We start from the raw sequence: 14,139 nt of genomic DNA on the forward strand, positions 1-14,139 counted from the left end.
CCGCATGACCGAAGTACTGTCACAGGAAGAGATAGACCAGCTTCTGACCGCAATCAACGCCGGAGATGCAGAACCCGAGGCATTTAAGCCCGCGACAGATACTCGTAAGATAAAAATATATGACTTTAAACGGCCTGACAAATTTTCTAAAGAGCAGATCCGTACCGTTTCGATTATGCACGAAACCTTTGCCCGGCTTACCACCACATCCTTGTCGGCCAATTTGCGGAGCATGGTACATGTCCATGTTGCTTCGGTAGACCAGCTTACCTATGAAGAATTTATCCGTTCAATTCCGACACCCACAACCTTGGCAATTATCAATATGGATCCCCTCAAAGGTAACGCAATTCTGGAAATAGACCCTGCGGTTACCTTTTCTATAATTGACCGCTTGTTCGGAGGTACCGGAGAAGGTACTAAGGTGCAGCATGAATTAACCGACATTGAACAGTCGGTTATGGAAGGAATTATCGTCCGGATCCTCGGTAATATGCGCGAAGCCTGGGCAACGGTCATAGACCTCCGACCCCGGCTTGGCCAAATAGATACTAATCCGCAATTTGCCCAGATTGTACCCCCTACGGAAATGGTGGTTCTTGTTACTTTGGAAACAAAGGTAGGCGAAGTGGAAGGGATGATGAATTTCTGTATTCCCTACCTCACCATTGAACCAATTATCGGTAAACTTTCTGCCCAGTACTGGTACTCTTCGGTTCGCCGCGGTACCACCACGGAAAACCTTAATATCTTAAAAGAAAAGCTCTCTTCGGTAGATGTTAATGTGGTTGCCGAGGTCGGCAAAATCCAGATACCTGTGCGGGATGTACTTTCTCTGCGGGTCGGGGATGTTATAAGGTTGTATAATGTTCGTGTAGGAGATCCGATGACGCTTAATGTGGGAAATAAAAAGAAATTTCTTTGCAGACCCGGTGTTATCGGTAAAAAAATGGCTGTACAGATAGTAAAGAAGTTAGCTGAGCTTGAACAGGAAGAGTTCGAGGAACTTGCATCAGAAGGAGAAGAAAACATATGAGCGATGGCGCCCTTTCCCAGGATGAAATAGATGCCCTCTTGGCAGGAGTTGATTCTTCTAGTCTCGGCATGCCTGCAGCGTCTTCAGGCGGCGGTATCAGCGAACAAAGTAAGGCTCTGTTGCAGGATTATCTTGTTTCAACCGTTCAGACCCAATCTTCTAACCTTTCCATGATGATGGGTACCAATGTCATCATGCAGCTAACCCAACTGGACGGTGTGAATCGTGAGTCCTTTCTGCAAAAAGTTCCCGATATGGTCGTTGCGGTAAAGGCTGATTTTACCGCTGGTTTCCCTGGTGAGCATGTGTTTGTACTTTCAGAAGAGGGGGCTAAAAAAATTGCCAGTCTGATGAATAAAGAAGAAAACATCGAACTGGACGATATGGCTCTTTCTGTAATCAGCGAAATCATTTCCCAGCTTACGGGGACTCAGATTACGACCCTGTCTGAAAAGACGGGGAATAAATCTATTGCTTCCATTTCTCCGGAGGCATCCTTTGTGCCAAAAGCTGTCGTCGCTCTTCCCAATGGGGATTTTGTCCGCGTGACCTACCAATTAAGTCTCGGCGATGGCTCTACACTTCCTCTGTGGGAAATATACGGCCCCTCGGTTGTTCAGGATATTACCGCTGCCTTGAGCGGCGGTTCTGCAGGCAAAGGAGCGAACATGCAGTCCATGGCTGGCATGGGAAATATGCCGATGGGCGGTGCATCCATGGGCGGTTTTGGTGGTACTCCAGCCATGGGCGGAATGGGTATGCCAGCCATGCAGGCTCAGGCTCCCATGGGCGGTATGGGAATGGGTGGCGCTCCTATGGGCGGTATGCCGATGGGTGGAATGGGCGCTTTCCCTGGCATGGGTCAAAATCCTGCAGCGGGCTTCGGTTCTTATGGTATGGCCGGAGGATCAACCAATGTCCAGCCAGTACAATTCCCCAGCCTTGTTCCTCAGGCATCATCGGCAGAACAGGGAAATATCGGTCTCATCATGGATGTTTACATGGAGATGACCGTTGAATTGGGGCGGACCAAAAAACTAATTAAAGAAATATTAGGCATGGGCGAAGGGACCATTATCGAGTTGGATAAACTTGCCGGTGAGCCCGTAGATATTCTGGTGAACCATAAACTTATCGCCAAGGGCGAAGTAGTTGTTATTGATGAAAATTTTGGTGTCCGTGTAACTGAAATCGTTTCACCTATGGAAAGAATGTCCGATATGGGGTAAAATAGACGCGATAAGGGGACCAATTGTCTCTGGGAGGGGAAAACTGAAAAATCTTCGCGTCTTCGCCCTGGCCATATTATTGGCAGTATCGGGGCGTGTACTGGTATATAGTCAGACAACAGCTCAGGATAAAACAGCCCAACCGGCAACAGCGAACGCAAATGGTGTCCCTGCCACTGCGATACCCAATGACGAAGGGAGCCTGCAGATAGGCGAAGCTGCAGGAACCGGCGGACAACAGACTCAAGGAACCATCAATTTTTGGACCCTATTTCGCCTCATTCTTGTCCTTGGTCTTTCTGTGGCTGCCATTTATGGTATTGTCTACGGATTAAAAAAAATAGCCCGGCCCGCTGAAGCCAGGGATCCATACTTACGGGTTCTTGGTACAACCCATCTCGGTTCTAATCGATTTGTTCATATCGTTGCGGTGGGCACAAAGGCATGGCTTATAGGCTCCTCTGACGGGTCGGTACAACCGATTGCAGAAATTACCGACAAGGAACTATTGGATGCAATGTTTCTGGATGAATCTAAAAAAATGTCGGAATCCGGAAAGAGTGGAAAGGATTTTGCATCGATCCTGCGCCGCTTTATACCAAATCAAAAGATACCTGAGACAACAATCGATCTCAATGCGGAACGGCTAAGAAAACAGCGCGAACGGCTGCGGGGGTTGTAGAATGGGCAATCTACAACGAAACTTTTTGATTGTTTTTATTTGGCTTTTTCTTTTTACTGCAGGAACCGGGTTCGCTCAAGAATCTCAGGGTACCCAAAATACGACACAAAACCAGAACTTTCCGACCCGCTCAACCCAGGGAACGGTACGTGTCCCGAATCCTCAGGCTCCTCCGGTTGTCCCTTTTATAGATCTCACGGTACGAAATCCCAGCACAGGTAAGGAAGTTGCCTTTTCAATTCAGATGCTCCTGCTCCTTACTATTCTGTCACTGGCGCCAAGCCTGCTTATTCTCATGACCAGTTTCTTGCGGATTTCTATCGTTTTGGATTTTATAAAACGGGCACTGTCGCTCCAACAATCTCCGCCGAACCAGGTAATACTCGGTATATCTTTATTTTTAACCCTGTTTATTATGTGGCCAACCTTCCAGGAGATTTATGATAATTCTTTTAAGCCCCTGTCCGACGGAAAAATTGGCTTAGAACAGGCCTATACACAGGCTGAAAAGCCCTTAAGGCTTTTTATGTACAAACAGATGCAGGGCAATCCAAACAATATTAGGCTTTTTATGGCCATGCGGGGATTGCCGAAACCAAATACTCTGGCCGATGTCCCTACCTATGTTCTCATTCCAGCCTTTATACTCAATGAACTCACCGTGGCGTTTAAAATAGGCATACTGCTTTTTATTCCCTTTATTATTATCGATATGGTCGTGGCCAGCGTACTTATGTCCATGGGTATGATCATGCTTCCGCCGGTCATGATATCCATGCCCTTTAAGCTTATTTTGTTCGTGCTGGTGGATGGATGGGGTCTTTTAACCGAACAGCTCGTGCGTTCCTTTTTTTAGGGGTAAGTCATGGGAATTGGTGAAATTGTAACGTTAATGCGGGGAGGAATATTTCAAGTTATTATTCTATCTGCTCCCATTTTACTGACCGCTCTGGTTGTGGGCCTTATTATTTCCATACTGCAGGCGACGACTTCGATCCAGGAACAGACCCTGACCTTTGTACCTAAAATAATTGCCATATTATTGATATTGGCCTTGTTGGGTGGATTCATGTTTTCATCCTTGGGTGATTATACCGTACAACTCTTTAAGATGATTCCGTCCATGGCGAGGTAAGGCATGTTGGAACAGATCCTGGCGAATGCACCGCTTTATTTACTCATCGCTGTCAGGGCCCTTGCTATGATAGAGATTGCTCCCCTCATTTCTTCCGATGCCATACCCCAGGTCGCTAAAGTTGCTCTGGCGGGCTTTGCTGCCTTTGCAGTTTTCCCTCAGGCGGCGACTATCAGCTTACCTGCGGAAGTATTTAATCTGGGGTATCTTGTTCTTGTCATTGGAGAAGCCTTTATAGGTATCATTATCGGTTTTTATCTCACTATCATCTATTCTGCTTTTTCCTCCGCTGGACAATTTTTCTCCCTTCAGATGGGTTTTGGTGCATCGGAAACCTATGACCCCCTAGCGCAAATTGAAAACCCCCTTATGGGTCAGTATTTAAACCTAATAGGTATGCTGGTGTTTCTTTCAGTGGATGGATTCCAACAGCTTTTTCTGGGCGGTTTTCAGCGCTCTGTCCAGGCCTTTAATGTGTTAAGCCTGGTGAATGCCCGGAACGGAATTTTGCTTACATTGCTGAAAGGTCTGAGCCAGCTTTTTATCGATGCCCTTGTCATGTCCATGCCAATTCTGGGAACCCTGTTCCTTGTGTCCCTTGCCATGGGGCTTCTTTCCAAAGCGGCCCCCCAAATGAACCTGCTGACCGAAGGTTTTCCCATTTCCATTACCGTGGCATTTTTCCTCATTATGGCTACCATGCCTTTTTTGGTAGAAGCCTTTGCTTATGTCATTAATAACGGTTTCAACCTTCTTGAACAGCTTATCATCTCAATAGGAAAACCCCTATGAGTAAGACTAGTTTTAAGCAGTTTCTCGAAGAAGCCATATCACTTCAAAATGCGCTTTCGATAGATCTTCAGTGGTTTGCTGCTGAAGATGAAGGACGAACAGAAGAACCTTCGGAATATAAAATTCGGAAAGCCCGCGAAGAAGGCAGGGTTGCGAAAAGTCAGGAACTTGTGGGGTCCCTGGGCCTGTTGCTCCCAACGTTGACACTTATTTTCTTGGGCCCTTCTCTATTTAGAACCTCTTTGGAAATGTTTCGATTCTTTTTCACCCGAATAAATGAAACTGAATCGATCTTTAATGGAACCTTTTTCATGGCTTTTATTTCCTATTTTTTGCGTCTTGCATTGCCGGTAATTTCTGTAGCCATGATCTCAGGTATTATTGCGAATTTGGTACAGACAGGCTTTCTTTTTACGACAAAACCCCTGGTTCCAAAGTTTTCAAAGATTGTTCCCCGTCTCGGCCAATATTTTCAGCGTACCCTTTTTTCGGTTGAGGGCCTTTTTAACTTTGCGAAGTCGGTGGTTAAAATTGCTATTATCGGGATTGTGTCCTATGTTATTATCAGTTCAAAAATTGAACAACTTGCTCGGCTCCAAACCGCCACCCTTTGGAAGGGTTTTACTACCATCGCAGGGCTTACTGCTCAGCTTTTAATCATCGCATCTTTACTTTTGCTGGGTCTTTCAATTCCTGACTATCTTTTCCAGCGCTGGCAGTATATGGAATCCCTCAAAATGACTAAACAGGAAGTAAAAGAGGAGCGGAAAATGTACGAGGGAGATCCGCTCATTAAAAGCAGACTCAGGCAGCGAATGCGGGAACTGCTTTCAAGAAATATGGCTGCCAATGTTCCAAAGGCCGATGTGGTTATCACCAACCCGACCCACTATGCGGTTGCGCTGGAGTGGAATAAGGAAACCATGCCGGCTCCTATGGTAAGTGCTAAAGGAGTGGATGAAGTAGCACAAAGGATAAAGGAGATAGCCAAGGAACATGGGGTTCCCATTGTTGAAAACAAACCTTTAGCGCGGGCACTGTACGCAGAAGTGGAAATTGGGGATATAATACCAGAAACATACTATCAGGCCATTGCCACGGTACTGGCCCATGTATATAAGATTAACGAAGAACGCCGTAAAGCGGCAGTATAAAGGGAAAAGTGATACATGTCCGATGCCCGTAGAATTTTAAGCGACAGTTTTCTAAAGGATAGAAGCGACCTGTTTGTAGCCGTCGGCGTTGTCGCCGTGGTTATGATGCTCATCATTCCGCTGCCGACGGTACTGCTCGACGCCCTCATGGCCCTTAATCTTGTCTTGGCCTTGCTTATCCTTTTGATTGTCCTTTACACAAAGCGGCCGACAGATTTCAGCATTTTTCCCACCGTACTCCTTGTGTCCACCGTCTTTGGGCTTGCCATCAACGTTTCATCCACACGGCTCATTCTTTCCCAGGGGGCCCGTTTCGACGGTAAAATGATAAAGGCCTTTTCATCCTTTGTAGTCGGCTCAGGAGGCACCGAAGGCCTTGTCATAGGATTTGTTATTTTTATTGTCATTATTGCTGTGCAAGCCATAGTAATCACAAAGGGCGCCACCCGGGTTGCGGAAGTGGCTGCCCGCTTTGCCCTGGATGCTCTCCCTGGCAAACAGATGGCCATAGAAGCGGAATACAATTCCGGTGCTATTACCGAGGAAGAGGCTTTCCGTAGAAAAAATGAACTCCAGCGGGAAGTTGACTTTTACGGAGCCATGGATGGTGCCAGTAAATTTGTTTCGGGAAACGTAAAGGTTGGTATTTTTATAACGGTAATTAATGTTCTGGGTGGTATTATCATTGGGGTCAGTCTTCATGGAGAAAATATACTCACCGCCCTTGGGACCTATACTACCTTCTCGATCGGCGATGGCCTGCTCTCCCAGTTTCCGGCCCTGTTGGTTTCTACTGCCACGGGTATCATTGTTACCCGTTCTATTTCTGATGGTACCTTCGGTTCCGATATAACAAACCAGTTTTCCCGGGATGCGCGAATCTATTGGATCGGTGCCTTTGTTTTAGCAGCCCTGGCCCTTATGCCCGGCTTCCCCTGGTATGTGCTCATTCCGCTTTCACTGACACTGGGCGTTACGGCCTACCGTTTAGGGCAGGGTAAACTGAAGGCTCAGGAAGCGGAAAAGACAAAAACATCGGCAGCTAAAAAGCCCGCCGATGAAGCCGCTGAAATGTCGCCGGTGGTTCCCCTGGATCCCCTTTCTTTGGAACTGGGATATGGTCTTATTCCCCTGGTCGATCGGGACAAGGGTGCGGAACTCCTTGAACGGGTCCACCGGATTCGCCGTGAGTCGGCGCTGGATCTTGGGCTTGTCATTCCCCGTATCCGTATTATTGATAATATGCGCCTGGAACCCTCCGAGTACTGTTTTAAAATAAAAGGAGTTGATGTGGGCCGGGGCAAAATCCGCATGGGTTATTTTTTGTGCATTAACCCCGGCGGGGTGACTGAAGAAATACCGGGCGAAAAAACAAAGGATCCCGCCTTCGGTCTTCCTGCCCTGTGGATCAGCGAAGACCGCCGGGAAGAGGCCGAACGGGCAGGTTACACCGTGGTGGATCCACCCTCCATTATTGCAACCCATTTAACAGAAATTATAAAACGTCATGCTTCTGAAATCCTTGGGCGTCAGGAAACTCAGGCCATCCTTGAAACCCTTAAAAAAGAGTATCCTGCGGTGGTGGAAGAAGCCCAGAAACTGCTTTCTCTCGGGGAGATTCAAAAGGTTCTGCAATCCCTACTGAGGGAACAGGTATCAATCCGTAACATGGTAGCTATTTTGGAAGCCCTGGCGGACTTTGCGCCGGTTACCAAGGACACTCAGTTCCTAACCGAAAAGGCTCGGCAAGCCCTGGCTCGGCAGATCTGCCTCCAGTATGCCGATGAAGAGCGGACCCTCAGAGTGTTGACCATAGAGCAGTCTTTGGAACAAAAAATAATAGACAGCCGGGTAGAAACATCCAGTGGAGTCGTTGCTGCCCTGGAGCCGAGCCTGCAGCGGGCCTGGATTAAGGCCCTCTCCCGGTCGGTGGCAGCCATGCAGGAGCAGGGGATGATACCCATCGTACTCTGTTCCGAAGCAGGCCGGCCTCTGGTAAAGTCCAGTACAGAACGGGAAATCCCTGATCTCGTGGTCCTTTCTGTCCCGGAAATAGTATCGGATATCACCGTAGAAGCGGTAGGCGAAATAAGGGTTGAATAGAAAAAGGAAACGGTATGGAATATTTTACTGAACAGGCACCTACCCATGCAGAATGTATTCGCAAAATAAAAGAAAAGTATGGGGAAAACGCTAAAATATTGATGAAAAAATCAATCCGAATTGGCGGCTTTTTAGGGCTCTTTGCCAAAGACGGCGTAGAAATGACGGGAATAGTAAATAATGAGCCTATTAGGTATGCCGCTGATCCGCTTAAGAATGTACGAAAGCCTCTGGACCTGGAAGAGGAAAAACGAAAAATCCTTGCCATGGCAGGCAAACCTGATCCATCTATTCAAACGGTTTTGCAGGAAGTACGCAGCTTAAAAGAAAAATTGGAAACTGCCCAAATACAGGGCAAACCAAGCGAAGAACATCAGACTATAGCAAAAATCGGAGATCTTTTGTATTTGAACGATTTTTCTCATGGCTATACACAGGCAATCCAAAACAGGATAAAAAAAGAATTTTCCCTTGAAGCCCTCGAAGATTATGATACAGTGCAGGATAAGGTTATCGAATGGATCGGCGAAAGTGTGAATCTATACCGGGAACCGGATTTTAAATTCCGGCCCCGGGTTTTCGTGTTGGTCGGGCCCACCGGAGTTGGTAAAACGACTACCATTGCAAAGCTTGCCGCCCTGTATGGCCTTGGTATCAATGGTACGAATCCTCTTTCAGTCAGGATGATAACCATAGACAACTACCGGATCGCGGCAAAACAGCAGATAGAAACCTATGGCGAAATCATGCAAATACCCGTTTCCTGTGTAGAAACCTATGAGGACCTGCGAAAAACATTAGCCATGTATGCCCAGGAAGTCGATCTTGTATTAGTGGACACCATCGGCAAAAGTCCCCGGGATGCGGTAAAGTTAGCGGAGATGAAACAAATACTTTCAGCCTGCGGAAGCGGTGCTGAAGTACATCTTGCTCTTTCAGCTTCTACCAAGTCCAGCGATATTAAAGAGATTATGCAACAGTATGAACCTTTTAATTATCGCTCCATTATAGTAACCAAGCTTGATGAGACCAGTCGAGTGGGAAATATCATCAGCGCCGTAGCAGAACGGGGTAAATCCATTTCCTTTATTACCAACGGACAAAGGGTTCCCCAGGATATCGAACAGGCGACGGCGGTCCGGTTTTTAATCAACCTGGAAGGATTCCGAATTAATCGGCAGCGGATTGAAGAAAAATTTGCATTAGCACAGCAAGTAGGTTTATAAAACTATTTTTTTACGGAGATTTTCATGGAAGACCAGGCAGAACAGCTTCGTGAACTGATGAGGGCAAAAAATAACAACAGCCAATCCGTCCCCTCCGGCGCTTCCACCAAGCAAGCTCGGAAAACAAGGATTATTACCGTTGCCAGCGGAAAAGGCGGTGTAGGGAAAACCAATGTCTCGGTCAATATGGCCCTGGCTTATGCACGGCTTGGAAAAAAAGTAATAGTTATGGATGCTGACCTGGGGCTTGCCAATGTAAACGTAATGCTTAACATGATACCAAAGTACAACCTTTATCATGTCATCAGAAAGCAGAAAACCATGAAAGATATCCTCTTGGATACCGAATATGGTATTCAGATTGTCGCAGGAGCTTCGGGTTTTTCTAAAATTGCAAACTTGAGCGAAGATGAGCGGCAAAACTTTATCCAGGAACTGTATACTCTGTCCAACGCGGATATTATTATTATAGATACCAGTGCAGGGGTTTCCAATAACGTGCTTTCCTTTGTGGCTGCGGCCGACGACGCGGTTATTGTCACAACACCCGAACCTACCGCAATCACCGATGCATACGGCATTATTAAAATTATTGCCACCGAAATTGATAATCTTAATATGGGGCTTAAACTGGTGGTGAACCGGGTAAAAACCGTAGCGGAGGCTAAAAAAGTGGCAGACCGGATGATTAATATTGCAGGCCAGTTTCTTAATCTAAAGGTCGACTATCTTGGATTTATTTATGATGATCCTGCGGTTCCCCAGGCAGTACTGCGCCAGAGACCTTTTATGGTGTTGGATCCAAAAAGTAAAGCCTCTCTCTGTGTACAGCATATTGTGGGCCGGATGGAAAAAACGGAGATTCGCCAGGATGGTGGGCTTGGTAACCTCATCAAGCGGCTTTTTGGCAGGGAATAATTTTCTTGACCAAGGGACTGTTCTGGCCTAGTCTTGTAGATGGAGCATGCTGGTGTTTGATCCAAAAATAAGCGCCCTCGTTGCGGGTATAGCCTTTATTCTTTCCTTCCTCTTTGGCCTTTTAGCAGGCGCTTCGTTTCTTATTGTGCTGCTCAGGGCTGTTATTTTTGCGATTTTTTTCTTTGTGTTCTCAGGTCTTGTCTACTGGCTTATTACCCAATTTATTCCAGAACTCTTAGAATCCCAAGGGTCAAGCTCAGAAGGAGTTCAGGCAGAGGTTCCTGATCTCGGAGCAAAAGTTAATATTTCGGTAGGAGAAGAAGAGCCAGTCCCTGAAAACACCCTTTCTGCTCAGCTTATGAAAGAAGGATTAGAAGAAGATGAATTCATTTCTGAAAAAGCTCTGGACCAGAAGGACGAAGACGGATATACTGAACAGAAAGAAGTTACGGCCCGAACAGAAAGTACGGTAGAATCAAGTCCAAGTCCGGCAATCCCCTTAGGGGTAATCGACGATGTTGATGAACTGCCTGATTTGGAAAGAATGTCAGATGCCTTTGTTATGCCACTTTCAGAGGGATCGGAGGTTGATGAACCATCAACTGTTGCTGATATAAGCACTCCGGCTAGAAAGACCGGTTCTTCAGCAGCTTTTGATCCTAAAGAAATGGCGATGGCAATACAAACCATTTTGAAACGGGACCAGAAAGGATAGGGTATGGGGAATGTCCTCCTGGAGCAAAAAACGGAAGAAGAACTCTGGCTTGCTTATAAAAAGACCAGGGATCCAAAAATCCGTGAAACATTTATAAAACAGTACGCACCTCTGGTAAAATATGTAGCCGGCAAAGTCGCAGTGGGCATGCCCCATAACGTCGAATTCGACGACCTGGTAGGTTTTGGAGTCTTCGGGCTCCTGGATGCCATAGAAAAGTTTGATCCAGAAAAGAACGTAAAATTTAAAACCTATGCGGTTACAAGAATTCGCGGCGCCATTTTTGATGAACTTCGCTCCATTGATTGGGTTCCCCGGTCGGTGCGGCAGAAAACAAAAGAACTGGAAGACACCATTGGAGCTCTGGAAGCCCAATTAGGGCGCACTGCTTCTGACCAGGAAATAGCCCAGGCTCTTGGAATGACCGAAGAAGATTTCCTGAAAACCATGATGCGCATTTCGGGTACCTCTATCTTGTCATTAAATGATGTTTGGTTTTCCGGCGATGAAAATGACAAGGTTTCCATCGGAGAAAGTATCGAAGCTCCCTCTAGTTTAAACCCCGACATCATTGTAGAAAAAGATGAAATTCGACGTATTATTGTAGAGGCTATTAACGAATTGCCAGACAAGGAAAAAAAGGTTCTTGTTCTTTATTATTACGAAGATTTAACTCTTAAAGAGATAGGCCAGGTGCTGGAAGTTACCGAATCTCGGGTATCACAGCTCCATACAAAGGCAATACTAAGGCTGCGAGCTAAGTTAACCAACATCCGAAAAGGTATTATGTAGGAGCGGCACCCATGATCGATTTTGTCCAGCTACAGGAAAGAATTAAGAAACAGCTGGAACGGGACCGGACAATCCGATCGGTGGAAGCTGAAGGGGACACCCTGGAAGAAGCGGTGGTAAATGCTGCAACACTGCTGGGGGTGAGTGTAAAAAAAGTAGAATACGAAGTATTAGAACGGGGGAATCCTGGTTTTTTTGGAACCGGGAAAAAAAGCTGGCGTATCAATGCCTATGAAAAGGCCGAAAAGCAGGAAACCGCATCGCTCTTTGAAACAGTCGGGCCAGAAATTACCATCGCTGCGCCGATTATCGAAGATAAGGATGGCGAAGCCTTTGCTCACTTAAGCCCTGAAGGCGCCTTCCTTAAAGTTACATCGCCAAAAGGCAAGGGTAGAAAAGCAACTGAAAAGCAGGCTATAGAAGCCTTAAATAGGCGGGCTGTTAGAGATATAAATGAAGAACTGGTATCTCGGGTAGTAAAAGAAGCCGCTGGGGAATATGTAAAAGTTGGCACCTTTATTCAAAATCCTGCGAACGATGCGATTATTACCGTTGACATCGCTGACCAGGAGATGAAGGCCTACATCTATGTGACTCCGCCTGGTCCGGGGGGCTGTGACCTTTCCTCGGAAACCATACTCAGTTTTCTTCGTAACAACCGGGTCATACACGGCATAAAAGAAGAGGTGCTGCAGGAATTTACCGATAAGCCAAAATATAAAGAAATGGTGCTTGTGGCTGAAGGCAGCCGGCCGGTCAATGGCCGCGATGCTTATATTCAATATAACTTCGATACGGATCAGTCAAAAATAAAGCTGCGAGAAGGGGCAAACGGAAAAGTAGATTTTAAGGAACTGAATATAATTCAAAACGTGGTGGAAGGCCAGCCTCTGGCCCGCAAGGTTCCCGCAGAACGGGGTGTTCCCGGCAAAACCGTAACAGGAAAAGTTATTCCCGCAAAGAACGGCAAAGATATACCCATGCCGATTGGCAAAAATGTCCATGTCGGCGATGACCAGCTTACCATTATTGCCGATATGAACGGGCAGGTAGTCTTAAGCGGGGGAAAAATCAATGTGGAGCCCATATACACTGTACAGGGAGATGTAAACCTTCGAACAGGAAATATTATCTTTCTTGGTACGGTTATTATTACCGGGAACGTGGAAGATGGTTTCTCGGTAAAAGCTGCTGGCAATATCGAAGTCCATGGTACCGTAGAAAAGGCTGAATTGGATGCGGAAGGTGACATCATTGTTCACCAGGGTATCACCGGAAAAAGCAGCGGCTTTGTCCGGACTGGACGCTCTATTTGGGCCAGGTTTATCGAAAATGCCATCGTAGAAGCGGGCAACATGGTGGTAGTGTCCGACGGTATCATCAACTCCCAGGTAAATGCGAACAAGAGCATTATCTGTCAGGGAAAACGGGCCAATATTGTAGGCGGACGGCTGCGGGCTGCGGAAGAAATTAATGCAAAGGTTTTGGGCAGCCCCGTAAGTGGTACCGAAACAATTTGTGAGGTCGGTTTTGATCCCAAAAGTAAGGAAAAACTTGATCAGCTTACGTCTAAAAATGAAGGCTTGCACAAGCAACTTGAAGATATCGAGCTTAACCTACGAACCCTGGTAAGCATTAAAAAGCAAAGGAAGTCTTTGCCGGAAGACAAAGAAGCTTATTTACAGGAACTCATGGAACGGCGCCAGTTTGTAATGCGGGATATACAGGCTATCGATGAAGAAATTGCATCGATCCAAAATTATCTTAATACACTTAAAGTGCGCGGAAAAGTCTCGGCTTCCAGCAAGGTGTATCCTGGTGTAAAAATTATTATCCGTGATGCAAAAGAGGATGTAAAAAGCGAATACCGTGCGGTTACCTTTGTGTTGGAGAACAACCTTATTCGGGTAACTAAATATGAAGAACCGGATGAGGAAGCGAAGCGAGGCCCCGATGGCTATTCAACCAATTGATTTACAGACCCTTTTTACCCAAATGGACAAGGTCGGAAAACAAAAGACGGCTGAGAAAGAAGGCCTTATGCTTCAGCAGTCCCTGCAGGGTGCAGCGGAACTTAAAAAGACAGAAGAAAAGGTCCGTTCAGTTACAGAAACTAAGGAGCCGGAAGACGGAGCCGAACGGATAAAAGATAGAACTTCTAAAAAACAGAACCAAGAGGGATGGACCGAAAAAAAAGATGAAAAAAAGGAACAAGCCGAAGAACCTGTATCCGATGTTATCAAGGATCCCGATCTTGGAAAACATATTGATGTAAGCGGTTAGGGATAATGGAAATTTCATTTATATTTTCGGTGGCGAGCCTCATTTTGTGGGCCTTTTCTTTTCTATATGTCCGA

14 protein-coding genes are annotated in these 14,139 nt (G+C 46.3%); all 14 read left to right on the forward strand.

The window, feature by feature from the left end; genetic code table 11:
- Window positions 1-4 precede the first annotated feature (4 nt).
- Window positions 5-1,036 (forward strand): flagellar motor switch protein FliM, encoded by a 1,032-nt coding sequence (fliM, locus tag Q7P68_RS01545; RefSeq protein WP_304221935.1) that lies wholly within the window; start codon window positions 5-7, stop codon window positions 1,034-1,036.
- Window positions 1,033-2,265 (forward strand): flagellar motor switch protein FliN, encoded by a 1,233-nt coding sequence (gene fliN, locus Q7P68_RS01550; protein WP_304221937.1) that lies wholly within the window; start codon window positions 1,033-1,035, stop codon window positions 2,263-2,265. The genes fliM and fliN overlap by 4 nt, the downstream gene beginning before the upstream one ends.
- A gap of 79 nt (window positions 2,266-2,344) precedes the next feature.
- Window positions 2,345-2,947 carry a FliO/MopB family protein gene (locus tag Q7P68_RS01555; RefSeq protein WP_304221940.1) on the forward strand — a complete coding sequence of 201 codons (603 nt, stop codon included), beginning with the start codon at window positions 2,345-2,347 and terminating at the stop codon, window positions 2,945-2,947.
- Window position 2,948: 1 nt separating this feature from the next.
- Window positions 2,949-3,803 (forward strand): flagellar type III secretion system pore protein FliP, encoded by an 855-nt coding sequence (gene fliP, locus Q7P68_RS01560; protein WP_304221944.1) that lies wholly within the window; start codon window positions 2,949-2,951, stop codon window positions 3,801-3,803.
- 9 nt (window positions 3,804-3,812) lie between these two features.
- Window positions 3,813-4,082, forward strand: coding sequence for a flagellar biosynthesis protein FliQ (gene fliQ, locus Q7P68_RS01565; protein WP_304221947.1), 270 nt, complete (start codon window positions 3,813-3,815; stop codon window positions 4,080-4,082).
- 3 nt (window positions 4,083-4,085) lie between these two features.
- Window positions 4,086-4,874, forward strand: a complete 789-nt coding sequence (gene fliR / locus Q7P68_RS01570) for a flagellar biosynthetic protein FliR (RefSeq protein WP_304221950.1) — start codon at window positions 4,086-4,088, stop codon at window positions 4,872-4,874.
- Complete coding sequence (gene flhB, locus Q7P68_RS01575; protein WP_304221953.1) at window positions 4,871-6,028, forward strand: flagellar biosynthesis protein FlhB; 1,158 nt, start codon at window positions 4,871-4,873, stop codon at window positions 6,026-6,028. The genes fliR and flhB overlap by 4 nt, the downstream gene beginning before the upstream one ends.
- A gap of 15 nt (window positions 6,029-6,043) precedes the next feature.
- Window positions 6,044-8,131 carry a flagellar biosynthesis protein FlhA gene (flhA, locus tag Q7P68_RS01580; protein ID WP_304221955.1) on the forward strand — a complete coding sequence of 696 codons (2,088 nt, stop codon included), beginning with the start codon at window positions 6,044-6,046 and terminating at the stop codon, window positions 8,129-8,131.
- A 14-nt stretch (window positions 8,132-8,145) separates the two neighbouring features.
- The gene (flhF, locus tag Q7P68_RS01585) at window positions 8,146-9,357 is read left to right on the forward strand and encodes a flagellar biosynthesis GTPase FlhF (protein ID WP_304221957.1); all 1,212 of its coding nucleotides are present in this window, start codon (window positions 8,146-8,148) and stop codon (window positions 9,355-9,357) included.
- A gap of 24 nt (window positions 9,358-9,381) precedes the next feature.
- On the forward strand, window positions 9,382-10,275 hold the full coding sequence (locus Q7P68_RS01590; protein ID WP_304221959.1) for a MinD/ParA family protein: 894 nt from the start codon (window positions 9,382-9,384) through the stop codon (window positions 10,273-10,275).
- 52 nt (window positions 10,276-10,327) lie between these two features.
- On the forward strand, window positions 10,328-10,990 hold the full coding sequence (locus tag Q7P68_RS01595; RefSeq protein WP_304221961.1) for a glycosyltransferase family protein: 663 nt from the start codon (window positions 10,328-10,330) through the stop codon (window positions 10,988-10,990).
- Between the two features lie 3 nt (window positions 10,991-10,993).
- Window positions 10,994-11,782, forward strand: coding sequence for an RNA polymerase sigma factor WhiG (gene whiG / locus Q7P68_RS01600; protein WP_304221963.1), 789 nt, complete (start codon window positions 10,994-10,996; stop codon window positions 11,780-11,782).
- 11 nt (window positions 11,783-11,793) lie between these two features.
- Complete coding sequence (locus tag Q7P68_RS01605; protein ID WP_304221964.1) at window positions 11,794-13,755, forward strand: FapA family protein; 1,962 nt, start codon at window positions 11,794-11,796, stop codon at window positions 13,753-13,755.
- On the forward strand, window positions 13,736-14,065 hold the full coding sequence (locus Q7P68_RS01610; RefSeq protein ID WP_304221967.1) for a hypothetical protein: 330 nt from the start codon (window positions 13,736-13,738) through the stop codon (window positions 14,063-14,065). Before Q7P68_RS01605 ends, Q7P68_RS01610 begins: the two co-directional genes overlap by 20 nt.
- Window positions 14,066-14,139 lie beyond the last annotated feature (74 nt).

The organism is Gracilinema caldarium, assembly GCF_029265695.1.
In the GTDB taxonomy this organism is placed as follows: domain Bacteria; phylum Spirochaetota; class Spirochaetia; order Treponematales; family Breznakiellaceae; genus Gracilinema; species Gracilinema caldarium_A.